Annotated in this window: 26 protein-coding genes; 13 read left to right on the plus strand and 13 right to left on the minus strand. The window is 68.3% G+C overall.

Going from position 1 to position 24,808, the window contains the following annotated elements; all coding sequences use genetic code 11:
- Positions 1 to 429 carry a thioesterase family protein gene (locus tag MHN84_RS18530; RefSeq protein ID WP_241205970.1) on the plus strand — a complete coding sequence of 143 codons (429 nt, stop codon included), beginning with the start codon at positions 1 to 3 and terminating at the stop codon, positions 427 to 429.
- Positions 426 to 1,067 carry a hypothetical protein gene (locus MHN84_RS18535; protein WP_374238386.1) on the plus strand — a complete coding sequence of 214 codons (642 nt, stop codon included), beginning with the start codon at positions 426 to 428 and terminating at the stop codon, positions 1,065 to 1,067. Before MHN84_RS18530 ends, MHN84_RS18535 begins: the two co-directional genes overlap by 4 nt.
- A gap of 105 nt (positions 1,068 to 1,172) precedes the next feature.
- Here MHN84_RS18535 and MHN84_RS18540 read toward each other — a convergent pair whose 3' ends face one another.
- From MHN84_RS18540 to MHN84_RS18550, 3 genes are read right to left on the minus strand one after another with little or no spacing between them, the layout of a single operon-like run.
- Positions 1,173 to 1,562, minus strand: coding sequence for a globin (locus MHN84_RS18540; RefSeq protein ID WP_241205971.1), 390 nt, complete (start codon positions 1,560 to 1,562; stop codon positions 1,173 to 1,175).
- A 39-nt stretch (positions 1,563 to 1,601) separates the two neighbouring features.
- Complete coding sequence (locus MHN84_RS18545; RefSeq protein WP_241205972.1) at positions 1,602 to 4,196, minus strand: LuxR family transcriptional regulator; 2,595 nt, start codon at positions 4,194 to 4,196, stop codon at positions 1,602 to 1,604.
- 38 nt (positions 4,197 to 4,234) lie between these two features.
- Positions 4,235 to 5,416, minus strand: a complete 1,182-nt coding sequence (locus MHN84_RS18550) for a catalase family protein (RefSeq protein WP_241205973.1) — start codon at positions 5,414 to 5,416, stop codon at positions 4,235 to 4,237.
- A 290-nt stretch (positions 5,417 to 5,706) separates the two neighbouring features.
- On the opposite strand from MHN84_RS18550, the gene MHN84_RS18555 reads away from it, so the two are divergent.
- Genes MHN84_RS18555 through MHN84_RS18565 form a run of 3 tightly spaced genes read left to right on the plus strand, consistent with a single transcriptional unit; the run spans position 5,707 to position 6,971 of the window.
- Positions 5,707 to 6,240, plus strand: a complete 534-nt coding sequence (locus MHN84_RS18555) for an HNH endonuclease (protein WP_374238387.1) — start codon at positions 5,707 to 5,709, stop codon at positions 6,238 to 6,240.
- 25 nt (positions 6,241 to 6,265) lie between these two features.
- Positions 6,266 to 6,508: a hypothetical protein gene (locus MHN84_RS18560; protein WP_241205975.1), complete on the plus strand. Its 243-nt coding sequence runs from the start codon at positions 6,266 to 6,268 to the stop codon at positions 6,506 to 6,508.
- Entirely contained in the window at positions 6,495 to 6,971 is a 477-nt protein-coding gene (locus MHN84_RS18565; RefSeq protein ID WP_241205976.1) for a DUF5130 domain-containing protein, read from the plus strand. The genes MHN84_RS18560 and MHN84_RS18565 overlap by 14 nt, the downstream gene beginning before the upstream one ends.
- A 17-nt stretch (positions 6,972 to 6,988) precedes the next feature.
- On the opposite strand, the gene MHN84_RS18570 is transcribed toward MHN84_RS18565, so the two are convergent.
- Together MHN84_RS18570 and pepN are read right to left on the minus strand one after the other, a co-directional pair.
- Positions 6,989 to 7,381: an HNH endonuclease gene (locus tag MHN84_RS18570; RefSeq protein ID WP_241205977.1), complete on the minus strand. Its 393-nt coding sequence runs from the start codon at positions 7,379 to 7,381 to the stop codon at positions 6,989 to 6,991.
- Between the two features lie 109 nt (positions 7,382 to 7,490).
- Positions 7,491 to 10,076 (minus strand): aminopeptidase N, encoded by a 2,586-nt coding sequence (pepN, locus tag MHN84_RS18575; protein WP_241205978.1) that lies wholly within the window; start codon positions 10,074 to 10,076, stop codon positions 7,491 to 7,493.
- 85 nt (positions 10,077 to 10,161) lie between these two features.
- Between pepN and MHN84_RS18580 the strand changes: the two genes are divergently transcribed.
- From MHN84_RS18580 to MHN84_RS18610, 7 genes are all read left to right on the plus strand, one after another.
- Positions 10,162 to 10,770, plus strand: coding sequence for a DsbA family protein (locus tag MHN84_RS18580; protein WP_241205979.1), 609 nt, complete (start codon positions 10,162 to 10,164; stop codon positions 10,768 to 10,770).
- Positions 10,771 to 10,836: 66 nt separating this feature from the next.
- Positions 10,837 to 12,228, plus strand: a complete 1,392-nt coding sequence (locus tag MHN84_RS18585) for a cytosine permease (protein ID WP_241205980.1) — start codon at positions 10,837 to 10,839, stop codon at positions 12,226 to 12,228.
- Positions 12,229 to 12,242: 14 nt separating this feature from the next.
- Positions 12,243 to 12,680: a nucleoside deaminase gene (locus MHN84_RS18590; RefSeq protein ID WP_241206039.1), complete on the plus strand. Its 438-nt coding sequence runs from the start codon at positions 12,243 to 12,245 to the stop codon at positions 12,678 to 12,680.
- On the plus strand, positions 12,677 to 13,636 hold the full coding sequence (locus tag MHN84_RS18595) for an isopenicillin N synthase family oxygenase (RefSeq protein WP_241205981.1): 960 nt from the start codon (positions 12,677 to 12,679) through the stop codon (positions 13,634 to 13,636). The genes MHN84_RS18590 and MHN84_RS18595 overlap by 4 nt, the downstream gene beginning before the upstream one ends.
- Positions 13,637 to 13,755: 119 nt before the next feature.
- Complete coding sequence (locus MHN84_RS18600) at positions 13,756 to 14,229, plus strand: ribose-5-phosphate isomerase (RefSeq protein WP_241205982.1); 474 nt, start codon at positions 13,756 to 13,758, stop codon at positions 14,227 to 14,229.
- Positions 14,230 to 14,331: 102 nt separating this feature from the next.
- A complete protein-coding gene (locus MHN84_RS18605) occupies positions 14,332 to 15,132 on the plus strand; it encodes an Fpg/Nei family DNA glycosylase (protein ID WP_241205983.1) in 801 nt (266 codons plus the stop codon).
- Positions 15,133 to 15,174: 42 nt separating this feature from the next.
- A complete protein-coding gene (locus MHN84_RS18610) occupies positions 15,175 to 16,863 on the plus strand; it encodes a sodium:proton antiporter (protein ID WP_241205984.1) in 1,689 nt (562 codons plus the stop codon).
- Here MHN84_RS18610 and MHN84_RS18615 read toward each other — a convergent pair.
- Positions 16,860 to 17,687 carry a DUF1542 domain-containing protein gene (locus tag MHN84_RS18615; protein WP_241205985.1) on the minus strand — a complete coding sequence of 276 codons (828 nt, stop codon included), beginning with the start codon at positions 17,685 to 17,687 and terminating at the stop codon, positions 16,860 to 16,862. The two genes, MHN84_RS18610 and MHN84_RS18615, sit on opposite strands and share 4 nt — an antisense overlap.
- A gap of 126 nt (positions 17,688 to 17,813) precedes the next feature.
- Between MHN84_RS18615 and MHN84_RS18620 the strand changes: the two genes are divergently transcribed.
- Positions 17,814 to 18,269, plus strand: coding sequence for a DUF4383 domain-containing protein (locus MHN84_RS18620; protein WP_241205986.1), 456 nt, complete (start codon positions 17,814 to 17,816; stop codon positions 18,267 to 18,269).
- Between the two features lie 3 nt (positions 18,270 to 18,272).
- Here the strand turns inward: MHN84_RS18620 and MHN84_RS18625 are convergent, their stop codons facing one another.
- The 7 genes from MHN84_RS18625 to MHN84_RS18655 all read right to left on the minus strand — a co-directional run bounded on the left by MHN84_RS18625 (position 18,273) and on the right by MHN84_RS18655 (position 24,696).
- Positions 18,273 to 19,073 (minus strand): MBL fold metallo-hydrolase, encoded by an 801-nt coding sequence (locus MHN84_RS18625; protein WP_241206040.1) that lies wholly within the window; start codon positions 19,071 to 19,073, stop codon positions 18,273 to 18,275.
- 107 nt (positions 19,074 to 19,180) lie between these two features.
- A complete protein-coding gene (locus MHN84_RS18630; RefSeq protein WP_241205987.1) occupies positions 19,181 to 19,414 on the minus strand; it encodes a hypothetical protein in 234 nt (77 codons plus the stop codon).
- Positions 19,415 to 19,565: 151 nt separating this feature from the next.
- A complete protein-coding gene (locus MHN84_RS18635; protein WP_241205988.1) occupies positions 19,566 to 20,258 on the minus strand; it encodes a Crp/Fnr family transcriptional regulator in 693 nt (230 codons plus the stop codon).
- Between the two features lie 112 nt (positions 20,259 to 20,370).
- A complete protein-coding gene (locus tag MHN84_RS18640; RefSeq protein ID WP_241205989.1) occupies positions 20,371 to 21,474 on the minus strand; it encodes a hypothetical protein in 1,104 nt (367 codons plus the stop codon).
- Between the two features lie 293 nt (positions 21,475 to 21,767).
- Positions 21,768 to 22,748 (minus strand): SDR family oxidoreductase, encoded by a 981-nt coding sequence (locus MHN84_RS18645; RefSeq protein ID WP_241205990.1) that lies wholly within the window; start codon positions 22,746 to 22,748, stop codon positions 21,768 to 21,770.
- 114 nt (positions 22,749 to 22,862) lie between these two features.
- Entirely contained in the window at positions 22,863 to 23,717 is an 855-nt protein-coding gene (locus MHN84_RS18650; RefSeq protein WP_241205991.1) for a helix-turn-helix transcriptional regulator, read from the minus strand.
- A 64-nt stretch (positions 23,718 to 23,781) separates the two neighbouring features.
- Complete coding sequence (locus MHN84_RS18655; protein ID WP_241205992.1) at positions 23,782 to 24,696, minus strand: MBL fold metallo-hydrolase; 915 nt, start codon at positions 24,694 to 24,696, stop codon at positions 23,782 to 23,784.
- Positions 24,697 to 24,808: the final 112 nt, after the last annotated feature.

Genomic DNA, 24,808 nt, shown 5'->3' on the forward strand with positions numbered 1-24,808 from the left:
ATGACGGGAGAGGTGACGCAGCAGGGCTTCACGGCGCCGGTGCACGTGCGATGGTCCGACATCGACATGTATCAGCACATCAACCACGCGACGATGGTGACGATCCTCGAGGAGGCGCGAATCCCGTTCCTGCGCGAGCCGTTCGAGGCGGACATCACGACGATCGGCCTCCTCATCGCCGACGTGAAGATCGCGTACAAGGCGCAGCTGCGGCTGATCGACTCGCCGCTTCAGGTGACGATGTGGACCACCCGGGTGCGATCGGTCGATTTCACGGTCGCCTACGAGGTGCGCTCCGTCGGAGCCGCACCCGATTCCAAACCCGCCGTCATCGCCGAGACGCAGCTGGCCGCGGTGCACATCGAAGAGCAACGGCTGCAACGACTCTCCGCCACCCAGCGGGAATATCTGCACCGCTGGGCCCGATGAGCGAACGCGGCCTCTGGCTCGACCCCACGCATCGGGACGACCTCGCGGCGTTCACCGAGCGTGCCCGCGGCGTCGACGAGGCCGCGGTGGTCCGACTGCGGGAGCGTCCCGGTGGGCTCGTGGCCGCCTGGGTGGCCACTGGGTTCGACGTGCTGGCCAGCCGGACGGTCGGGGGTCGGGTGCGCCCGGCCGACCTGTCCGTCGCAGCGGATGCGCTGCTGAGCGGCCTCGCGGCGATGACACCCGACGGCTACGTCGAACCGGGGTTCGCGATGGATTCCGCGTGGCGGGGTGGTCTGCCCCCGGACACCGGGTTCGTGCACTTGGACGACGTGCCCGCCGGCGAGGTGCTCGCGCTGGCTCAGCGCGGTACGGCGCTGGCCCGCGAGCACACCGGTGCGCACGGCCCGCCGACGTCGCTGCTCGACCAGGACGTCGTCGAGGTCGCGGCGGGGGATCACCGGGTCGGCGTGCCGATGCGGTGTGTGTTCGCGTTGACCGCGATGGGTTTCCTCCCCGACCGGGCGAACGACGACGAGGTGGTGCGGGTGCGCGCGACTGCGACGTGGCTGCGCGTCGACGCCCGCTTCGGCACGGTGTACCGCCGTCGCGGCGACCCGGCCGTGGTCCTGCACTGACGTCTCCCCGGCGTGGGGCCCCAGGAAGCCGGCGAGGAGACGCAAACTCGAGCAAATCCCGGGCGAGTCACTCGAGTTCGTGTCTGTTCGCCGGGAAAAAAGGGGTCAGAACGGGGAGTTGACCATCGACTGGGCGGCCATCTCGAGGTAGGCGAGCAGTTCGCCGCGATGCTCGTCGTCGAGGGTCTGCGCGTCGATCTCGCCGACGGCGGTGTGCATGCAGCGCAACCAGGCATCACGCTCGAGGTAGCCGATCCGGAACGGCGCATGCCGCATCCGCAGCCGGGGATGGCCCCGCCGATCGGAGTAGGTGCGCGGACCACCCCAGTACTGCTCGAGGAACAGCAGCAGCCGCTCCTCGGCCGCCTCGAGCTCGTCGTCGGGATAGAGCGGGCGCAGGATCTCGTCGTCGCGCACCTGCTCGTAGAACCGTGACACGATCCGGTGGAACGTCTCGTGACCGCCGACCGCGTCGTAGAACGATTGTTGATCCATCACCGCCCATTGTGGGCCATGCCCTCCTACGGCCGTCGGTCAGGACTTCTTCCGGATCAGCCGCGCCAGCTCGTCGCGGTCGGCGACGTCGAGCTTGAAGCACGCGCGGTAGACGTGTCCCTCCACCGTGCGCACCGACAGCGTCAGCGCCTCCGCCACCTCGCGGTTGGACAGCCCCGCCGACAACAGCTCGGCGATCTCCCGCTCCCGAGGAGTCAACGGCAGCGGGCGGGCCGCGGTCTTGATGGCGGGGGTGGACGCGCCGCCACATGCCTCGGCGAGCCGCAGCGCGGCGGCCCCCGACTCGGTGGTGCGCCGGCGATCTCCTGCGGCGTCGTGCAGCGGCGCGGCCTGCGCGGCGGCGTCTGCGGCCGAGAGCATGAGGCCCGCCCGCTCGAATGCGGCGCTGACCGCGTCCAGCTCCGCGGCGTCCCCGGCGGCGACGGCCGCGGCGTGGCGGGCGAACAACGGGACCACGGTCCCGTGCACGACGTGGGCGAGTTCGGCGAGCCGGCCGGCCGTGGTGCGATCCCCGAACCGGGTGGCGTGGTGCAGCGCCTCGGCCTCGAGCGCGAACTGGCCGGATCGTTGGGCGTTGTCCGCCGCTGCCCGGGCCAGCTCGACGGCGTTGCGCTCCATACCCTTGGCGGCGGCGTACCAGGACCGCGAGATCAGCCGCTGCGGTTCGTGCAGCGCCATCGACGGACCGGAATGCTCCGCGGCGTCGGTGAGGACGCGCTCGGCCTCGCCGATCCGTCCGAGGACGGCATAGGCGCGGGCCAGCAGCAACCGTCCCGGCAGCTGCCAGGGCAGTGGGCTCTCCGCGGACAAGGCGGCCAGGGCCTGCTCGATGGAGGACACCACCTCGGGGAAATCGCCGCGCGCGGTGGCCACGACACCGGCCATGATCTTGGCGATCGCCCACGCGAGGAACTGGCCCACGGAGGAGAAATCGGCGTACCGCAGGGCACGCTCGGCGGCTGTCTCGAGATCGCCCATGTGAGTCAGGGCGAGCACGTCGCAGTAGCGGACCATCACGCGGATCATGCCGTCGGTGGGCTTTTGGTCCGCGCGGCAGCGCGCAGCGATCGGCTCGAACTCGTCGCCGCGGCCTGCGACGGGCATGGCCAATCCGGCGGCGAACGCGGCGAACTCGACGGCCTGCTCGGGTGCCTGCGGGTCCGCCAGCACGGCCAGCGCCTCCTCGATGCCGTCGGCGATCTTGTTCTCGTGCACCGCCATCGCGGCTGCGGTGGCGCGCAGGATCAGCGCCAGGATCGGGATGTGCACGCGCTCGCGCACCAGCGCGAGCACCTCGTGCGCCTTGGCCACCTCACCCATGGACCAGAACAGCGTCGACACCCTGGGCACACCCCACTGCACCAGCTGCACCTCGTCGAGATCGTCGGGCGCGAACTGGGCGAGAATCGCCTCGGCGTCTGCGGGCATGCCCTGCCACAGCAGCGCGCGGGACAGCAACGCGCCCGAGGCGAGACTGCCGGTGCGCTCGAATGCGCTGCGCGCCAAGCGTTCTCCGAGTGGCAGGTTGGAGAGGAAGATCGCGTCCTTGGCGGCCGCGGTGAGCAGGTCGACGTCGACAGCCTGATCGCTGTCGATCGACAGATTGGCCATCCGAATCCGGCTCGCCGCAGTGGAGAGCTCGCGGCGCCGCAGTATCTGCACCACTTGCCCTTTGAGCCGACGCTCGGCGGCCCGGCCGATCTTGGTGCGCACGACGTCGCCGACGAGGGGGTGGCTGAACCGGGCGTTCAGAGTGGCGCCGTCCTCGGTGAACCGGATCAGGCCACGCATCTCGGCCTCGTCGACCGCGACGTCACCGACGAGCTCGGTGAGCGCATCGGCGTCGAGCGGTTCGCACAGCGCGAGCAGCTTCAGCGCCGTCATGACGGCATCACCGGCGTGTTCGAGCCGTGTCTCCAACAGCGCGACCAGACCCGACGGCACGGCCGTCGGGCCGCGCAGCTGCCACACGTCGTCGACTCTGCGAAGCGTTCCGGCGTCGATGGATCCCTCCACCAGATGGCGCAAGAACAGCGGGTTGCCGCCTGAGGACCGCCACATCAGGTCGGCCGACAACCCCTCGAGCCGCCCGCCGATCACCGATTCGACGAGAGTGATGCTCTGGGCCTTGCTGAACGGCTGCAGCTCGATGCGACGCAGATAACCGTCCTTCCACAATGAGGTCACGGCGTCGGGCACCGGCTCTCCGCTGCGGACGGTGGCCAGGATCCGGCCGGTCTGGTCGACGGCGAGCTGGTGCAGCAGCGTGGCCGACAGCTCGTCGAGCAGATGCGCGTCGTCCACCCCGACGATGGCGTTGCCCGCAGCGACCAGCGATTCGCGCGCGCACGCGAGGAGCGCCGTCGCGTCGCGGGACGGGCTGGAACCCACCAGATGGGCGAAGACGCCGAGGGGGATGCTGCGCGACGATTTCGTCGACGCCACCCAATGCACTTGGGAGCGCACCGATTCGGTGACCAGACGGGCGAGCGTCGTCTTGCCGACGCCGGCATCACCGACGAGCACGGCCCCGAAGGACCCGGCACCCGTCAGCGCGGACCGTACCGCGTCGAACTCCGCAGGGCGGTCGAGCAGCTGCCAACCATGCGGCATGTTTCGGGAGTGTAGTGCGCAGAGACTGCCAGTTCTCGCTAATGACCGCCGGTTAGCGGGGGCGACGCGGTGCGAGGGAATGCCGAGAGGTCGCGCGGCTCGACGTGGGCAACCCCGTTCTTCGAATGCCGGTATTCGCTCGACGCCTCGTACACGCGCAACTTCAGGCGGTTGATCGACCCCAGGGGACGGTGTTCTGCGATCCCGCGCCAGGAGTTGAAAGCCAGCGCGTCGTCGGCGAAATCCCGCAGGACCTCGTCATATCCCGTTTGCTCGGGGAACCGGATCGTCGCTACCGGCCGATAGGGCGACACGTCCTCCGGCCATTCCACCGTGGCATCTTCGAGGGGCATCCGAACCTCGTCGGTGCACAGCTGCACCGCCAGTTCGTACTCGGCGGATTTGCTCGCGAAATACGATGCGACCGCCCGTGACGCGGCGTCGTAGTGACCGTCGCTGATCGTCGCCGGGACGGCGGCGGCAACGGTGGCCGGGGTCGGTGCCACTCGCAGCTTTGCCACGAAGTCACCGAACCGCACCGGCGCGGCGGTGTAGAACGTTTGCCGCAGTGGGTGATGGTTTTCCTCGGCGAACACCCGCAACTTGGGCGGCAGGTCACGCCCGGTCTGTTTCCGGACGTAGCGCAGCGCCCGCAAGGCGCGGTTGATCGCCAACATCCCGGGATCGGGCAGCGCGGTCAGGACTCGGGCGGTGCGCATGCCCGCTTTCGCGTAGTCGGCGGCGTCACGGAACAGGAACGCCGGTTCGGTGACGAACACGAAGTCCTGGTTGGTGTCGGGGAAGCGGGCGTCGGCGCGCTCCCCGCTCGGTCCCGTCACGCCGAGGATCTTCAATCCGAGGCCGCGCACGCCGCGCACCTGATCCGAGCGGATGGCCCCCGACGTCTGTGAGATCCGGGCGATCACACCGAATGTCGCGCCCGGCTCGGCGAACATGCCCTGCCGCAGGGTGGAGTCGAGGTCCTGGTGCACGGTGAGCTCGCCGGACAACACCGCGCAGCTCTTGGCGTGCGCATCGCGGATGGCGTGCGGGCGGCCGTGGCGGCGGTACTTCGCGAACCACCGGCTCTTCAGATACTGGAACTGGTTGTTGCGGTGCAGGTCGGCCACCAGTTGGGAGATCAGGGCGTCCTCGCCGGGCGGGAACGCGGCCAGGCTGGGCCCATAGCGCAGAAAAGTGGGTGTTCCCCCGTCGCTCATGGGCCCAGTCTGAGGGCATCGGGTCCGGCCGGCATGAGTAATGCGCTACCTGCACTCCGCGCGCGGTCACGAGATGTTCACCGGACTGACCAGCGAACACGACCAGAATTGTCGTGCGATCTCTGAGAATCCGTGGTGGACTGTCGAGCGGAGGACGTATGGCGCAGCGCAGAAATGGTCGCGGCCACCGGCACCACCGGAGCGCGACGAGTTCGACCGGGTCGACAGCGACTGCCCCTGCGCGCGCTCTGCACAGCCTCACCGCGGGTAACGACGCTCTGACCCCTGTGATGCCCGAGCCGTCGATCTGGGGGCGGCGCCGGGTGCTGTTGCTCAACTCGACGTTCGAACCGTTGACGGCGCTGCCGATGCGGCGGGCGGTCGTCATGCTGATGTGCGGCAAGGCCGACGTGGTGCACGACGATCCGATGGGGCCGGTCATCCACTCGGCGAGTCGCACGATCGTCGTCCCGTCGGTGATCCGGCTGCGCACCTACGTGCGGGTGCCCTATCGGGCGCGGGTGCCGATGACCCGGGCCGCGCTGATGCACCGCGACCGGTTCCGGTGCGCCTACTGCGGCGCCAAGGCGGACACGGTCGATCACGTCATCCCACGCAGCCGCGGTGGAGGGCACTCGTGGGAGAACTGTGTCGCGGCGTGCTCGCCGTGCAATCACCGCAAGGCCGACCGGCTCCTCAGCGAGCTGGGCTGGACGCTGCGTTCGGCGCCGATGCCGCCGAAGGGTCAGCACTGGCGGTTGCTGTCCAGCGTGAAGGAACTCGACCCGGCGTGGGTCAGATACCTGGGTGAGGGCGCGGCCTGACCGGCACGTGCGTTACGGTTTGGCCGTGAACAACACTGCTCTGTTGCACGCGAGCTTCTTGCTGATTCCGCTCGCACTCGCCGGCATCCTGGCGTTGTTGATCTACCGCAAGAAGGGGCCGCACCCCGCGACGTACAACCTCGCGGAGACCTGGACCCACGAGCCCATCCTGTGGGCGGCGGACGAACCCGCGGATCACGGCCACCAAGGACATGGTGGCCACGGTTCGCACGTCACGATCGGAGGCGGCGCAAGTGGCAACTGGTGAGGTCACCCGGGCCGGAGCACTCGACCTGGCCGAACTGCCGTACGGCTCGGTCGTCACGGCCAGCGGACGGATCTCCGGGGTCACCGAGCCCGGCGAGCTGTCGGTGCACTACCCCTTCCCGACGCGCGACCTGGTGGTGCTGGACAACGCGCTGAAGTTCGGATCGCGCGCGGCCAAGGCGCGCTTCGCGGTGTACATCGGCGATCTCGGCGAGGACACCGCAGCGTCGGCGCGGGCGATCCTGGGTCGGGTGCCGACACCGGACAACGCCGTTCTGCTGGCCGTCTCGCCCAATCAGCGGGCCATCGAGGTGGTCTACGGAGCGAAGGTCAAGGGCCGGGGCATCGAGGAGGCCGCACCGCTGGGGGTGTCCGCGGCTGCCGCGTCGTTCCGCGAAGGCAACCTGATCGACGGCTTGATCAGCGGCATCCGCGTGCTGTCGGCAGGTGTGTCCCCGCGCTGATTCTCACGAGAGTGCACTCACGGTAGCAGGCCGGCGTCGGCGACTACCGTGGGTGCACTTTCGGCGTTCAGGGCCTGGAGGTGGGCCCGGATGCGCACGTAGCGCTCCAGAAACAACCGCTCGTCCAGGCGCTTGCGGCGCAGCCAGCCGGTGACCTCGTCGTTGCATTTGCTGGCGTTGCACGGCCCGCACGCCGGCACCACGTTGTCGACGGTGTAGCGGCCGCCGCGCGAGATCGCCATTACGCAGTCCCGCTGCATCGTGCCCGTCGTCGACCCGCAGTAGGCGCAGCCGTTCCAGGCCGCCTTGATCGCCGTCCACTGCGTGGCGGTGAGGTCGTTGACGACGGCCGCGACGCGCCGCTTGCGCCGGCGCGCCGCTCTGGCCCTGCGACTGTTACTGACCGCCACCGCGTGAGCTTAAGCGCGCTCGGGCGCCGCGAGCGCGCGCAGACTGTCGACCGCGAGCGGCGTGTCGCGGGCAGACACGCGCGCTCGCGGTACGGGGCCGGGCTAGCGGCTACTGGGCGTCGAACTCGCGGGCGCGCAGCGACCGCTCGACCCCGGCCCGACCTTCCAGCACCAGCCGGCGCAGCGCGGGCGGCACCTCGGGATCGGACAGGAACCGGTCGGCGGCCTCGAGCGCGTCGGCGCTGATGTCCCATGACGGGTACAGCCCGACCACGACGGTCTGGGCGACCTCGCTGGACCGCCGCTCCCAGACGCCGGAGATCGCCTCGAAGTAGCGGTCCCGGAACGGTGCCAGCACCTCACCCTGCCCGAGGCCGGCGAAGCCGCCGATGATCGCCCGTGCGGTGATGTTGGCCAGCGTGTCGTCCTCGACCACCTGCTGCCACGCCGACTCCTTGACCGCCGCCTGCGGACGCGCCGCCGCGGCGGCAGCGGCCTGACGCCGGCCCGCTGCGGTCGGATCGTTCGCGGCTTCGGCGTCGATCTTCGGGGTATCCGGTCCGTCGGCGTCGAGCACGCCGGCGCGCGCCAGCGCCGTCACCACCCGCCAACGCAGATCGGTGTCCACCACGAGCCCTTCGAGGTTCACCGCGGCGGGCTCGTTGTCGAGCAGCGTCTCGAGCACCGCGACGTGATTGGGCGCGAGCACCGACGAGCACAGCGCGTTGACGAACGCCAACTGGTGATCCGAGCCCGGCGCAGACTCGCGGGCCAGGTCCAGCAGGGTGTCGCCGAAGGCGGGCCAGCCGTTCTCCGCGGCCCACTGCGGATTCGCGTAAGACCCCAGCGCGGTCTGCGCCTGCAGCAGGAGACGTTGCGCCACACCGACTTCCGACTCGGCGTGCAGACCGCTCATCACCAGGGCGACGAAGTCGCGGGCGCGCAGCTCGGCGTCGCGGGTCATCTCCCACGCCGCGGACCACGCGAGCGTGCGGGGGAGCGGTTCGGCGATGTCGGCGATGCGGGCCAGCACCGTCTGCAAGGAGTCGGGGTCCAACCTCAGCGAGCAGTAGGTGAAGTCGTCGTCGTTGACGAGGATGAGCTTGCCGCGCTTCACCCCGGTGAGGCCGGGTACCTCGGTCGTCGAGCCCTCCACGTCGAGCTCCTCGCGGTGCACGCGCACCAACTTGCCAGAGGCGTCGTCGTCGTAGATCCCCACCGCGAGCCGGTGCACGCGCGTCTCCCCGGCGCCGGGCTTGGCGCCGCCCTGCTCGATCGCGAAACGGGTGAACGTCCCGTCGCCGTCGACGTCGAAATCGGGCCGCAGCGTGTTCAATCCGGTCGTCTTGAGCCACTGCTGTCCCCAACCGGACAGATCGCGGCCCGACGACTTCTCCAGCGCGCCCAGCAGATCGCTGAACGTCGCATTGCCGTAGGCGTGGTCGCGGAAGTAGTCCCGCAGGCCTGCGAGGAACGCGTCGAGCCCGACGTAGGCCACCAGCTGCTTGAGCACGCTGGCGCCCTTGGCGTAGGTGATGCCGTCGAAGTTCACCTCGACGGCGTGCAGGTCGGGGATGTCGGCGGCCACCGGGTGCGTCGACGGCAGCTGGTCCTGCCGGTACGCCCATGATTTCTCGACGTTGGCGAACGTCGTCCAGGCCTGGTCGTACTCGGTGGCCTCGGCCTGGCACAGCACCGACGCGAACGTCGCGAAGGACTCGTTGAGCCACAGGTCGTCCCACCACCGCATGGTGACGAGGTCGCCGAACCACATGTGCGCCATCTCGTGCAGCACGGTCTCGGCGCGGCGCTCGTAGGAGTAGCGGGTCACCTTGGACCGGAACACGTAGTCCTCGAGGAACGTCACCGCGCCGGCGTTCTCCATCGCGCCGGCGTTGAACTCCGGCACGAACAGCTGGTCGTACTTGCCGAACGCGTACGGGGTGCCGAAGTTGTTGTGGTAGAAGCCGAATCCCTGTTTGGTCTCGGTGAACAGGCGGTCGGCGTCCATGTACTCGGCGAGTGACTTGCGGCAGAAGATGCCGAGCGGGATGTCGCCGTGGTCGTCGGTGTACACGTCGTCCCAGCGGGCGTAGGGTCCGGCGATCAAGGCGACCAGATAGGTGCTCATCCGCGGGGTGGCCTTGAACGTGTGCTTCTTGGCGCCGTCCTCGTCGGTGGTCTCGATCGTCGCCCCGTTGGAGATCACCTCCCAGTGCGCGGGCGCGGTGACGGTGATGTCGAAGTCGGCCTTGAGGTCGGGCTGGTCGAAGCAGGCGAACATCCGCTTGGCGTCGGCGGTCTCGAACTGCGAATAGAGGTACACCTCGTCATCGACGGGATCGACGAAACGGTGCAGCCCCTCGCCGGTGTTGGAGTAGCGGCAGTCCGCGTCGACGACGACGACGTTGTGCGCGGCGAGCCCGACGAGCGGGATGCCCGTCGACTCGTCGTAGCCGGACACGTCGATCTCTTCGCCGTTGAGCGTCGCGCTGCGGATCGAGTCAGCGGCGAGGTCGAGGTAGGTGTCGGCACCGGCGAGTGCGTCGAATTCCACGGTCGTCACCGAACGGAATGTCTTCTCGCTCGGCGAGCCCCCGCCGTCGGTCAGATCGAGGGCGACGCGATAGCTGTCGACGGTGATCAGGGCAGCGCGTTCGGCAGCTTGGTCGCGCGTCAGATTAGGAAGGGCCACGGTCGTCAACACTAGTCTCAACCCGGGAAGACAGGACGGGTCCAGATGGTTGACCCGGTCAACACCGACTCGAAGAGGAGACCTCATGGCCGAGAAGTCCCGCGCCGATTTCTGGTTCGACCCGCTGTGCCCCTGGTGCTGGATCACCTCCCGCTGGATTCTCGAGGTGGAGAAGGTCCGCGACATCGACGTCAACTTCCACGTGATGAGCCTCGCCGTGCTCAACGAGGGCAGGGACCTGCCCGAGGAGTACCAGGAGATGATGAAGAAAGCCTGGGGACCGGTGCGTGTCGCGATCGCCGCCGAGCAGGCCCACGGCGCCGACGTGCTCGCACCGCTGTACACCGCGATGGGCACCCGCATCCACAACCAGGACAACAAGGACTTCACCCAGGTGATCGCGGAATCGCTCGCCGAGGTGGGGTTGCCCGCCGAACTCGCGGAGGCGGCCGACTCGGACGCCCATGACGAGGCGCTGCGCAAGAGCCACCACGAGGGCATGGACGCCGTCGGTGACGACGTCGGCACGCCGACCATTCACGTCAACGGGGTGGCGTTCTTCGGGCCGGTGCTGTCGAAGATCCCGCGCGGTGAAGAGGCCGGAAAGCTGTGGGACGCCTCGGTGACGTTCGCCTCCTACCCGCACTTCTGGGAGCTCAAGCGTTCCCGCACCGAGGCGCCCTCCTTCGACTGAGTGCCGTGTGTTACCAACAGGTTGCCTCCGGTTGCGCAGTGAGGACGCCGCCCTCACCGTAGATCGGTGACAGTCACCGAACGCAGCACCGACGGCTCCTACCGGGATCGCGTGGTCGCCGTCGAACCGGGCGGCACGGAGTACATCGCCGAGGCCGACCGGCACGGGAAGCCGAGCCAACTGTTCTGGACGTGGACGTCGCCGAACCTGGAGTTCGCGACGATCTTCGTCGGCATGCTCGCGGTGCTCGCGTTCGGGATGACGTTCTGGCAGGCGGTCGCCGGCATCGTGGTGGGTACCGGCCTGGGCGCGCTGGCGCACTACTTCCTGTCGGCCCGCGGTCCGCTGCACGGTGTGCCGCAGATGGTGTTGGGGCGGTTGGCGTTCGGCTTCAAGGGCAACGCGGTGCCCTCGGTGCTGATGTCGGTCACCGCGGGGGTGGGCTGGTTCGCCACCAACAGCGTCAGCGGTGCGTTCGCGCTGTCCACGCTGTTCGGTATCGGGCCGCTGCTGGGCCTGGTGATCATCGTGGCGGCGCAGACCGCGCTGGCGTTCTTCGGCCACAACCTGGTGCAGGCGTTCGAGCGGTACTCGTTCCCGGTGCTCGCGGTGGTGTTCCTCGCGGCCTCGGTGGCGATCTTCGCCCACGCCGACATCGGGAACGCCGCACCGGCCGCCGAGGGGGTGGGCGGCCTGGGCGGCTTCCTGCTCACGGTGGGAACGTCGTTCGGCTATGCGGCCGGGTGGACGCCGTATGCCGCGGACTTCACCAGGTACCTGCCGGCGACGGTGTCCGGTCCGCGCACCGGATTCTTCGCCGCCGCTGGGCTTTTCACCGCCTGCGTGGTTCTGGAGGTGGTGGGCGCCGCGTCGGTGACGACGGGCGAGGCCTCGCTGGCCGACCCCACCGGCTCGTTCACCGCCGAGCTGGCCTCGCCGCTGGCCAAAGCAACACTGTTGGCGATCGCGGTCGGTGCGATCGCGGCCAACGCCATCAACGTGTACTCCGGCGCGATGGCATTCGTCTCGACCGGTATCACCCTGCCCGCGCATGTCGCCCGCGCGTTGGTGACGGTGTTCTTCGGCGTGGCCGGCTTCCTGGTGGCGTGGTGGGCGCTGCCCGACGCCGCGCACAGCTACGAGGCGTTCCTGCTGATCATCGCGTACTGGGTGGGTCCGTGGCTCGGGGTCGTCTTCGCCGATCAGTACCTGCGCCGCGGTCGGCCCGTCGCGCATCTGCTCTATGACCGCTCCTACACGAACTGGGGTGGGCTGGCGGCGTTCCTGATCGGCCTGGTGGCTTCGGTGGTGCTCTTCGCCAACCAGGAGAAGCTCGTCGGCGTGGTGGCGGCCGCGGTCCCGCAGCTCGGCGACATCACCTTCTTCGTCGGTTTCGTCCTCGCCTGGGCCGCATACTGGGTGCTGTGCCGGAAAACGATCGCCACCCCCACGCCGTGACACCACCGCAGGACATGCTGGACGCCATGCTCGACGTGGCGGTCGAGGAAGCACGAAAAGGGTTGGCGGAAGGCGGGATACCCATCGGGGCGGCGTTGTTCGCCGCCGACGGCACGGTGCTCGGCCGCGGACACAACCAACGGGTGCAGCGCGACGATCCGTCGATTCACGCCGAGACAGACGCGTTCCGCAACGCGGGCCGTCAGCGCGGTTACGCCACGACGACCATGGTGACCACGCTGTCGCCGTGCTGGTACTGCAGCGGGCTGGTGCGGCAGTTCAACATCGGTGCCGTGGTGGTCGGGGAGAGCGCGACGTTCACCGGTGGGCACGACTGGCTGGCCGAGCACGGCGTGCAGGTCACCGTGCTCGATGACGAGCGGTGCAAGACGATGATGACGGACTTCATCGCGGCGCACCCCGAACTGTGGGCGGAGGACATCGGAGAGTGAGTGTGATTGCAAGCGTTGATCTTTCGCGGTGGCGCCAGGGTGGCGCGGACGCCGACGCGGTGGCCGCGGAGGTGGACGAGGGTCTGCAGCGGGCGGGTTTCATCCTGGTGACCGGGCATGGCGTCGACGCGCAGCTGGCCGCCGGTGTGCGCGCTGCGGCCCGCGAGTTCTTCGCGTTGCCTGCGCCGGTGAAGGGCCGCTACGCGGTACCGGTCGGCGGGCACGGGTGGATCGGCCCGGGAGCGGAGGCCAACGGTTACGCCGAGGGCACCGAAACCCCGCCGGATCTGAAGGAGAGTTTCAGTCTGGGCGCCGAGACCGCCACCGGCGACCCGGACGTCGATCGAATCTGGTTCGCGCCCAACGTCTGGCCGTCGGAGACCCCAGAACTGCATCGGTTGGTCGACGAGTACACCGGGCAGATGCGCCGCGTCGCCGACGATCTGCTGGCGTTGTTCGCCCATGCACTTCAGTTGCCGGTCAACCCTTTTGCCGAGCTGGCGAGCATGCCGACGTGGACCATGAACATCAACCACTATCCGCCCGTCAGCGTGGTCGGCGACCCTGAGCCGGGCCAGTTCCGCATCGGCCCGCACACCGACTTCGGCACCGTGACGATCCTCGATCGCGAGCCGGGCGCCGGCGGGCTGCAGGTGTTCAGCGAGGAGGCCGGCTGGGAGGACGCGCCCTATGATCCGGCGGCGCTGACCGTCAACATCGGGGATTTGCTCGAGTACTGGAGCGGCCGGCGATGGCCGTCGGGCCGGCACCGCGTGCTGCCGCCGCAGCCGCACGCTCCGGAAGAGGATCTCGTGTCGCTGATCTACTTCTACGAGGCCAATCACGACGCGGTGGTGAGCCCGCTCGCGCCGCCCGTCGGCCGGGTTGCGGGACTGACGCCGGTCACGACGTCGGACTTCATCAAAGAACGGCTCGACGCGATCACCATCGGCTGAGGTTCCACACCGCGCCTCGAAACCCGCCCAACCCGACATTCGGGCGCGATATCAGGGGCTTTTCGCGCCCAACCCGACGTTTGGGCGGGGTGAAGTCCGGAGGAAGTAGGGTATCGGCCATGCGTGTCTACCTCGGCGCCGACCATGCCGGATACGAGCTCAAGCAGGCCGTCATCGAGCACCTGAGGGCGGCCGGTCACGAGCCGGTCGACTGTGGCGCCTTCACCTACGACGCCGAGGACGACTACCCGGCGTTCTGCATCGCCGCAGCCGAGAAGACCGTCGCCGACCCCGGCAGTCTGGGCATCGTGATCGGCGGCTCCGGCAACGGCGAACAGATCGCCGCCAACAAGGTGCCGGGCGTCCGGTGTGCGCTCGCGTGGAGCACCGAGACGGCGCAGCTGGCCCGCGAACACAACAACGCGCAGGTGATGGGCATCGGCGGTCGTATGCACAGCACCGAGGACGCGCTCGCGATCATCGACGCGTTTCTCGCGGCGAAGTGGTCGGAAGCGCCGCGTCACCAGCGCCGGATCGACATCCTCGCCGAGTACGAGAACACACACGTCTCACCGCCCGTGCCGGGAGCCTGAGCCCCCCGAAGAAGTGACGAATCGGGCGCAAGCATCGACGTCAGTCATTACGGCGCCCGGCCGGTTGCCGTGGTCGCGGGTACGGTGCCGCAGACTTGTCCGATGCCCGAAGGTCACACCATTCATCGCCTCGCGCGACAGCATCAGCGCATGTTCAAGGGGCAGCATGTCGCGGTCAGCAGCCCGCAGGGCCGCTTCATAGACGGCGCCGACGCGGTCAACGGCAAGGTCTTCACCAGGGCCAGCGCCTACGGCAAGCATCTGTTCCACCACTACGACGGCGGCCGCATCGTCCACGTTCACCTCGGCCTGTACGGCAAGTTCAACGTCTTCGACGTCACCGACGGTGTCCCCGATCCGGTGGGCGAGGTGCGGATGCGCATCGTCGGCACCCAAAAAGGCACCGATCTGCGCGGGCCCACGGCCTGCGAGGTGGTGACCGAAGCAGAGGTCTCGGAGATCCTGGCCCGGCTGGGCCCCGACCCGTTGCGCAAGGATGCCGACCCCAGCACGGCATGGACACGAATCCACAAGTCGCGCAGAGTGATCGGCGCGCTGCTGATGGACCAGTCGGTGCTCGCCGGAGTCGGCAACGTGTACCGCAACGAGCTGCTCTACCGCCACCGCATCGACCCGCACCGACCCGGAACCAAGCTGGGGGAGAACGAGTTCGACGACGCGTGGACCGACCTCGTCGAGTTGATGAACGTGGGTGTGCGCAAGGGCCGCATCATCACCATCCGACCCGAGGACGACCACGGCCTTCCTCCTTACCGGCCGCGTCGGCCGCGCACCTACGTGTACCGCCGGGCCGGTGACCCGTGCCGCATCTGCGGGACGTCGATCCGGACCGAGGTGCTCGAAGGGCGCAACCTGTTCTGGTGCCCGACCTGCCAAACCTGACTCCGGCGGGCGCCTGGCCGGCCGACCCGGGAGAATCGCCGGGTGGAACTGATCCTGGTCGTCGTCGGAGCCATCGTCGTCACCGCGGTGGCGCACCGCCGCGGGCTCGAACCCGCCCTGATCATCGTCGTCGTCGGCATCGCGGTGTCGTTCCTGCCCGGTTTCGAAGCGCCTGAACTCGATTCACACATCCTGCTGTCGGTGGTGTTGCCGCCGCTGCTGTACTCGGCCGCCCTGGACTTCTCCTTCCCGACGTTCCTGCGCAACATCAAGCCGATCCTCGGACTCGGTGTGGGGCTCGTCGTCGTCACCGCGTTCACCGTCGCCCTCGTGTCGTCGTGGTTGGTGGTCGTGCCGTTGACGTTCGGCACCGCGCTGGTGCTCGGCGCCGTCGTGGCCCCGCCCGATGCCGTGACCGCCGTGGCCGTCGGCCGCAAACTGGGGCTGCCCAAGCGGGTCATGTCCATCCTCACCGGGGAGAGCCTGATCAACGACGCGGCGGCGCTGGCGCTGTTCTCCGTGGCAGTCGCGCAGGTGGCGGGCAGCCGCACGTTCATCGAGAACCCGGTGTTGCTGTTCGGCTACAGCGCCGTGCTCGGGCCGCTGGTCGGGGCGGCGCTCGGCTACGTGACCCTGTGGATTCGGCGTCGCCTCGCCAACCCGGCGCTGGAGACGGTGCAGGGGCTGATGGTGCCGTTCGCGGCCTTCATCGTCGCCGAGGAGCTGCACGCGTCGGGGGTACTCGCCGTGGTGGTCGCCGGATTCGTGGTCGGCAGCGGCACCGTGGACGCCGGCTACCAGACCCGGCTGCAGGAGCGGTACGTGTGGAACTCGGTGGACGTGCTGCTCGAGGCGTTCGTGTTCGCCTACATCGGCCTGCATCTGCGGTTCGTGCTCGAGGATCTGCGCGAGGCCCACGAGTCGCTGATGGAGGTGGCCGTCGCGTCGGCGCTCGTCTTGCTGATCGTGCTCGTGATCCGGCCGCTGTCGGTCTTCGCGATGTTCAGCAGGGGAGTTCTGTCCCGACAGGTCGAAAAGCGGCTCAGCGTGCCCGTTCCCGAGCAGGGCGGCCGGGGTGCACTGGGCACCCGCCGCCGTGCGGCCGTCCCGCCGCGGTGGCGCTCACGCATCGACAACCGTGCGTTGAGCTGGCCGGAGAACGTCGTGGTGTCGTGGACCGGCATGCGGGGGGTGGTGACTCTCGCTGCCGCGGCGGCGATCCCGGTGACCACGGTGACGGGTGACCCGTTCCCGGAGCGCGCCACGATCCAGGCCATCGCGTTCGTCGTCAGTGTCGGAACGCTTCTGCTGCAGGGCGCGACGCTGCCGCTGCTGATCCGCCGCCTCGAGCTGTCCGCCGACGCCGACCAGGCCTACACGGCGGCCGAGACACAGAAGGCCGAGCAGGTGGTGCACACCGCGGCGGCGTCCGTGCTCGCCGACTTCCGGGCCAATCCGCCCGCCGGTCTGGACCCCCGGGTCCTCGCAGAGATCCGGGCGGTCGTCGCCCGGCACTCCCACGACGCCGACGAGATGCCCGACCCGGATGCTCACACACCGCGCGCCGAGGTGTTCGCCCAGCTCTACCGCGACGTGCTGTCCGCTCAACGGCACGCCTTGATCACCGAGCGCGACGAGGGGCGTATCGACGACGAGGCGGTGCGGGCGATGCTGGAGCGGTTGGACCTCCAGGAGGCCGGTGTGTCGGCCCGGCTGGAGAGCCGGTTCTAGAAGTCGAACCCGCCGCCGAAGTCGCCCCCGCCGAAGTCGCCCCCGCCGAAATCGCCACTGCCCCAGTCTCCGCCGCCACCGTCCCAGCCGCCGCCGGTGTCGGCACCGTCGAACCCGCCGTCCGAGCCTGCGCCGTCGAGCTGACCCTGTTCCATCCCGTCGGCGAACCCGTCGCCGTAGCCGTTCTCGAAAGCGTTCGCGTCATAGCCGACCCCGGCCATGCCGGAGAACAGCGAGCTGAAGAGCAGCGCCGAGCCGATGCCCCACGCACCGGCCACCAGGGCGGGCTTCCACCACGGCTCGGAATACCAGCCGGCGGGCACCGGGCGTCCGGCGACCCGGCCGCCCGGGTAGTAGTTGGGCGTGCGCTGCGACGGTGTCGGCGACGCCTCGATCTGTCGGCCGTCGAAGTCGACACGGCGGTCCTCGGTGACGACACCGGCCGAGCGCTGACCGGACAGTGCCTCGAGGTCCGGCCCCGGATCCATTCCCATCGCGGTCCGTGCCGCTCGCACGTAGTAGAGCCCTTCGACGGCGCTCTCCTTGGCCAGTGCGGCCTGCTTCACAGTGGTGGCCTGGTCGATCTGCGAGGAGGCCGCGGTGTACCGCTCGGAGGCGTCGGCCAACGCCTGCTTGGAGGCGTCGTCGGTTCCGCTGAGTGCGAACACCTGACCGCCGAGGCGCTCGATGACACGACGGGCGTCGGCCTTGGCGTCGGCCAGTGAAGCCGCGCTGCGCTGACCGGATGCCTTCGACGATGCGTAGACGGCGATTCCGATCGCCGCGACCACCAGCACGATGAGGAGCAGGAGAACGCCTTCCATGGCTCACAGCGTACCGACAGGTCAGCCAGGAAGCCGGTGTCGTTTCAGGCCCTCGCCCCCGGGTAGCAGAGCCGTCGACCGTTGGCGCCGTCGGCGCCGCACGACACGAAAGGACGTGACACACCGATGAGCTCTCCCACGACTCGCACCTCGACACCCCGATCCCAGGCCCAGTGGGCCTCGCTGATCGTCGGAGTCGTGTTCCTGATCGTCGGCATCGCCGGGTTCATCCCCGGTGTGACCACCGACTACGGCGAGTTGACGTTCGCGGGCCATCATTCCGGCGCCATGCTGCTGGGGATCTTCGCGGTGTCGGTGCTGCACAACATCGTCCACCTCCTGTTCGGGATCGCGGGAATCCTGTTCGCGCGCAGTGTCACCGCCGCACGGTCGTACCTGATCGTGGGTGGGATCGTCTATGCGGTGCTGTGGCTGTACGGGCTGATCATCGACCGGGACAGCAGCATGAACTTCGTGCCGTTGAACAACGCCGACAACTGGTTGCACCTCGTCTTGGCCGTGGGCATGATCGCGCTGGGCGTGCTGCTCGGCCGCCGGGTGAAGGACGCCGGGCGACACTGAACCTCAGACGGTGACCGTCTGGCCCCGTTCGATGTGGATCAGACGGTCACCGAGGCCGCGGTGGTGCATGGCGGCGGTGAAGTCGCCGAGCGGCGACGCGAAGACGCCGTAGTCATCGAAGTGCACGGGAATCACCCGCGGCAGATCCAGCCGATGCGCGACTTCGGCGCCGGCGACGCCGTCCAGCGTGACCGTCACGCCGAACGGCAACTTGCCGCCCGCCGGCAGCCGGGTTCCGCCGAGATGGAGAATCCCGGCGTCGATGGCGTCGAAATGGGTGGGAATCTCGGCGAGTTCGTCGATGAGCAAGGTGTCGCCCGAGATGTAGAGCCGGCACTGTTCGGTGCCGTCGTCGAACTCCAACATCGAACCCATCACAGGGGGAAGCAGGCGCCGCAGCGGCATGGGGGCGTGCCGACCCGGTAGCGCGGTCACCGTCAAGCGGTAGCGTCCCTGCTCGATGAGAGACGTGCGCCAGGTATCCAACCCGTGGGCTGCGTGAAAACCCTTGCTGTGCAAACGTTGTGCAGCTGCCTGTGTCGTGACGATCGGTACATCGCGGTCGAGGCCGCGTTCGGCGACGCGGTCCCAGTGGTCGCCGTGCATGTGGGAGAGGATGACGGCGTGCAGCGGGGGCAGCTGCTCCACCGTCAGCGCGGGCGGCTGACGTCGCTTGGACCACAATCCGTAGCCGAGATAAGCCCGCTGCCCCTGATGCAGGAAATTCGGGTCGGTCAGCACCGTGATGTCACCGCACTGGATGAGGGTCGTGGCATTGCCGATGAACGTGATGCGCAGATCCATGCCCGTGTTGCCGGAGCGTGCGGGTTGCGCACCCCCCGTACCGACTGCCTCGTCCATGTCGTTGCCTCTCTCTCGTGCTGACGGTGTGCTCGCGCCGGCGGAGTCGATCACGCGCCTTCGAAGGGCATGTTGGCGAAGGGCGGGGAGACATCCGGGGGCGTCGCGAAGATGCGGGCATGCCCGTCTTTCGTGCATCGCACGATGCTGCTGATGGGGGCGGCGGACTGGCACTGCACCCTGTTGTCGTCGGGTCGCGCGATCGCCGCGGGAGCGGTGGCCACAGCGCCGGCCGCGATCGCCGTGGCCGTGATCAGTCCGTAGCGCAATTCGATTCGCGTCATGATGGTCCCTCCTGAGGTGCCCCGCCGGCACCCTCGGTCGCCGGTACGTCTGCGGGACCGACTACCCGGGCCGGCGCGTGATACACGCAGAGTCAGCAGATTTCGGAGCTTTCGAGCGTCGCCGATCAGTGACGCCGGGATCAGCCGACCGTCACTTCCGGGCCAGGTGCGCGCGACGGGCACCGTGCATTCGAGCCGCAAGCGGTTCCGATTCCCGGATCACGATGCTGCCCCTCTCGATGACGATCCAGCCGCGCGTTGCGAAGTCGCACAGCGCTTTGTTCACCGACTCGCGCGACGTCCCGACCAGGTGTGCGAACTGCTCCTGCGTCAAGTCCATGGGCACACGCATCGCGCCGTGCTCCTGAACACCGAAGCGTTGCGCCAACCCGAGCAGGTGTTTGGCTACGCGGGCCGAGACGCTGGCGTAGACCGTGTCGGTGATCGTGCTGGACGTGGCGCGTATCCGGCGGGCGAGGATGCGCAGGAACCGCTGGGCCATCTCCGGCTGAGCCGCCATCATCGCGATCAGTTGGCGGCGCTCGAGCCTGGTGGCCAGCACATCGGTGATGGCGACGGCACAGGTGCCGCGCGGGCCGGGATCGAAGACGGAGTCCTCGCCGAACATCTCGCCCGGCCCCAGCACCTGGAACAGGCACTCGTGATCGGTGTCCCTGTTCACCCCGACGCGCACCGTGCCGGAGTCGATCACGAACAGGCAGGTGTCCTCGTCGCCTTCGGCGAAGATCACCTCACCCGCACGCCATCTCGTCCGGCCGTCGGGAGGTCCGCTCTGCGGTCCAGAAATCGTTGCATCGAGTACCGCGGTCGACGCGTCGATCATGGTGTCCTCCCAAAGTGCCGGCAAGGTCCTGCCTGCTACCCGGTCGGAGAGCGTCTACGCGTGATCGAGGAAGTTCGCGCGTTCTCGCTGCGATGTGTTCGCCGCGCAGCGATCAGGACGCGCTGCGCTCGGCCTGCCGTTGTGCGATGCGATCGCGCAGACGCGGGCGCTCCTTCTTGGTCTTGGTGGTCGCCTTGGTTGAGGTCGCTTCGGTGGAAGTTGCTTTGGTGGAGGTCGCCTTGTCGGAGGTCACCTCGGTGGAGGTTGCTTTGTCGGCAACCGCCTCGTCGGCAGCCGCCGTGTCGACCTGGGTCGACTGCCGACGCTCCGCCAGCCGCGAGAACAGCTTGCGCAGCGGACGCGGTGATTCGCTCTGACTTGCGGTCTCCGTCGCCACGGTGTCCGCCACTGGCGTCACCGTGGCCTGGGTGGCCGTCGGGGTGGCGGGGTAGGTCGGGGCAGGCAACACGACCGGACGCTGGACCTGGCCCGGCAGGTAGTACTGACTTTCGATGCCCGGTCGCTTCGCCTGGTCGATGGCGGCGATCTGCTCGGGCGTCTTCCACCCCGGGTAGATCAACGGCAGCGGATAGGTGAGGAAGTACTGGGTGGTGGACCCGGTTCGCGGGTCGGTGTAGGAGACCGCCGGATCGGAGAGATCGAGTCCGTTGTACCCGTCGCGGTGTACCCGCTGACTGAGGTTGTACCGGGCGAAGTTCCTGGTCCCCGCCGGAACGTCGGCGACGATGTCGTACTGACGCAGGACGAAGGTCGCGTTGGAGCCGACGCCGTCGGCCAGCGTCGGATGGCGACTGAAGAAGCTGAAGGCGTTGAAGTTGCCGGGCGTGCTGGGCGCACCGAGGAGGTAGAACTTCGTGGTGGTGTCCTCGGGATGAGTGTTCAGATACTCGATGGCGGCGTCGGTGGAGTCGGAGTAGGTCCAGATCGTGTTCTCGCCGGGGTGTGCGGCGACGTAGTCCTCGATCGCTTGGACGCCCCGCCTCAAACTCGCCGCGTTGACGCTGAAGTTGGCATAGGGAATGAGGTCACAGCCTGCGCCCGGATCGCAGCCCTGCCCGGCGGGCGCCTTGATGCTGGCGTAGTCGACGTTGGCGCCGAACAGGCCGGTCATGTAGGCGACGTCTGCCATTGCAGGCGTCGCGGACAGGAGCGCCGCGGATGCGATCAACGGAACGCTGGCGATGATCTTCTTCATGGTTGCCGTCCTTGTCGACTGTGAGGAAGCGGCCCCGACCGCTCGAGGTGGAGGTTTGCCCAATGCGCGCTGTTTTAATCGCTGATCGACACGCTGACTGACGCCCGCCTGGGCGGCAAGCGGGGAGGTGGCAAGCGGTGGCACACAGACATCGCGGCCTGAGTTCACACACCTAGCTGGCGACATATGGTCCCCCCATTCGTCGTCCGCAATGTTATGCGAACGTCAGCCGAGGCGCGCACTTCTTCACTGTGCTGATTCCGCTGTTCTGTCGCGAGGATTTGCCAGTATCGTCACGAAGGCGTCAGGTTCTGCGGTGGGGAGGGGTTCTGCGACTCGTCGAACCGCACCCCGACCAGTTTTTCGGAAAGGCTCCACAATGTGGCGGCATCGGCGATGTCGCGCGCGGGCTTGTACACCTGCTGCTCGGCGGGAGGGCCGGAGAGATGTTGAAAACCGCTGGGTCCGTATAGCTTTCCACCACGAGATGCCGGGTGTGTGGCCGCGTACAAGGCCGGGAGCATCCCGTCTTCGGCAGATCGGTTGACCAGTCCCAGGCGGGCGAACAGCCTCACCATGCGCAGACCGGTCGTGTCCCGTTCCCGGCCGAGGCCCGGTTGAGCCGCAAGGAGATTGGTCGGTGTGACGCCCGGGTGTGACGCGTTGCTGGTGATGTTCCACCCATTCGCCCGGCTGCGACGGTGCAGCTCCAGCGCGAACATCAAGTTGGCGATCTTTGACTGGCTGTACGCCTTCGACTCCGAGTAGGTCCGATCGAAATTGGGGTCCGCCCAGTTGATCGCATTGAATCTCGCGGAGATGCTGGTCTGCGTGGTGACCCGGGCCTTCCCGGCGATCAACAGGGGGAGGATCCGCGCGGTGAGGGCAAAGTGTCCGAGATGGTTGCTGCCCCATTGCAATTCGAAGCCATCGGTGGTGGTCTGCCGGCTGGGCGGGCTCATGACACCGGCATTGTTGATCAGCACGTGAACGGGCCGTCCCTCGGTGGTCAGTTCACCGGCCAGGTCGGCGATCGACTGCAATGACGAGAGGTCCAGCGACTTCAGACTGACGCGCGCGGTCGGAGTGTTGATGCGGATCCGCTCGAGGGCGCGCCGACCCTTGTCGGCATTGCGCACCGGCAGGATCAGCTCGGCGCCCGCGGCTGCCAGCCGATCAGCCAGCGCGAAACCGATACCGTCGCTGCCCCCGGTGATCACGACCAGCCGGCCCGCCATGTCGGGAACCACCGTGCGCCCTGACTCTGCCGCCATCTCGTACTCCTCGTGTTGGTTGCTCCGTCGACGGTGTCACGGACGCGGCGGAGCGTTCAGGGCGAAGCTGTCCAGGGACGATCCGTCCCCCCGTGGGAATTCGTCAAAGCGGGTTCACGCATCCAGTTCGTCGGCACGCGAGTGCGCCACCGGGTCGGCCCCCAGCGCGGCGAGTTTGGCGTGGCTGGCGGTTCCCGGCTCTGCAGTGAACACCAGCAACGTGTGCAGCCGCTCGACGTCATGCAGCACTTGGCAGTGGAGGTCGAGCACTCCCAGCAGCGGGTGCACCACCCGCTTGGACAGCTCGTGGGGCAGCTGGACATCGTGCTGCTCCCAGCGGGCGGCGAATTCCGGGCTGCAGCCGAGCAGATGCTCGACGATGCGGGCAGCGCGTGAGCCGGGTCCGTCTCGCACATAACCCAACCGCGCGGCGGCGACATACGATCGACCGATCGCCGAGTGGTCTCCGTCCGGATAGATCCGACGGCTCTGCTCGTCGGTGAACCAGCGGTACAGCACGCTTCGCGCCATTCCCTGGTGCCGGGTCTCGTCACCGAGCAGGGCGCGCGCGGCCGGGGTCTGCACCAACGTTTCGCCGAGAGTAGACATCACCTGTGCCGGGGTGTCCTGCAGGCGGTCGAGTATGCGCATCATCGCAGGACTGACATCGTCGGTGACCGGCGTGCGGGCCGGCGCGTTGTGACCGGCCAGCCGGAACAGGTGGTCTCGTTCATCGGGCGAGAGTCTGAGCGCTTCGGCCAGGGCGGACACCACCTCCGCGGAGGGCGCAGAACCGCGCCGCTGCTCCATCCTGCTGTAGTAGTCGGTCGAGATCATCGCCAGTGCCGCGACTTCTTCGCGGCGCAGACCGGTGGTGCGTCGGCGCAATCCTGTCGGCAACCCGACGTCTTCCGGGGTGAGTGCCTGACGCCGAAGGCGCAGGAAATCGGCGAACTGGGCCTGCTCCATGGACCCATTCTTCCCGACACGCGCCGCCTCACCCGCAGGCGAAGCCGCTATCGGCCTCTCGCCCTCACCGCGGTGGTGCGCCGATCGCCTCGGTGTCGATGGGCTCCCAGGCCGCGGCGCCACTGCCGTCGCGGACTACACGGCCGAACGGTTGATCTCCGAAATGGATTGCGAACGTTGCGGTTTCGGGTCGGCAGAGTTCCTCGAGAAGGCGAGCGCGTGCCTCCGGTACCCGATCGGGTTCAGTGTCGGGAGCAGAGCCCCATGCGGGGTGGCGCAGTTGCGCCGGAGTGTGAAAGGCATCGCCGAAGGCGACCATCCGCCGACCCGACGGTGAGGTGATGACGTAGGACGTGTGTCCGGCGCTGTGGCCTGGGGTGATCAGCGCGGTGACGCCCGGCAGGATCTCCTCGCCGTCGGTCACGCGCCGCAGTGTCGAAAGACGTTCCATCGGCGCGACGATCGAGTCGTGATCGCATGCTCCCATAGGGCGCTCGCCGCGCTGGAACGGCTGGAGTTCGAGGTCGGCGACCACGTAGTGCGCGTTGGGGAACGTGGGAACCCTGCGGCCGTCCTCGCCGTCGACGAAGGCCCATCCGGCATGGTCGACGTGAAGGTGGGTCAGGGCGAACACGTCGATGTCCTCCGGGCGGACGCCCACTGACGCCAAGGTGGCCAGGAATGCGCCGCAGTCGGTGCGTCCGGTTTCGTTCTCGGTCCGGACGTCACCCATGCCCGCATCGATCAGCAGTGTGGTGTCGGCGAACTCGACCAGCAGTCCGCCCGCGGACATGGCGATGCGACCGTCAGGACCGATCTCCGCTGGGTGCTCCTCCCAGTAGGACCGCGGAATCGCGGGCAGGAACACGTCGGCCGCCAGCCACAGGGAACCGTCCACCACGTAGGTGAAGGTCACCTCGCCGTCGGTCAGGCGTCGTATCGATGACTGGTCGCCGATCCTGCCGATAGTGGTTGCCATAGAAGGACCTCGTGGTGTCGGGTGGTGCTACCTCTTCCCAGCGTGCCAGCTCGTCAGGACGTCGAGCAGATCGTGACCCGCAGCGGTCCGCAATTCGTATGACGCACAATGG

It is taken from the genome of Mycobacterium sp. PSTR-4-N, assembly GCF_022348085.1.
Taxonomy (GTDB): Bacteria; Actinomycetota; Actinomycetes; order Mycobacteriales; family Mycobacteriaceae; genus Mycobacterium.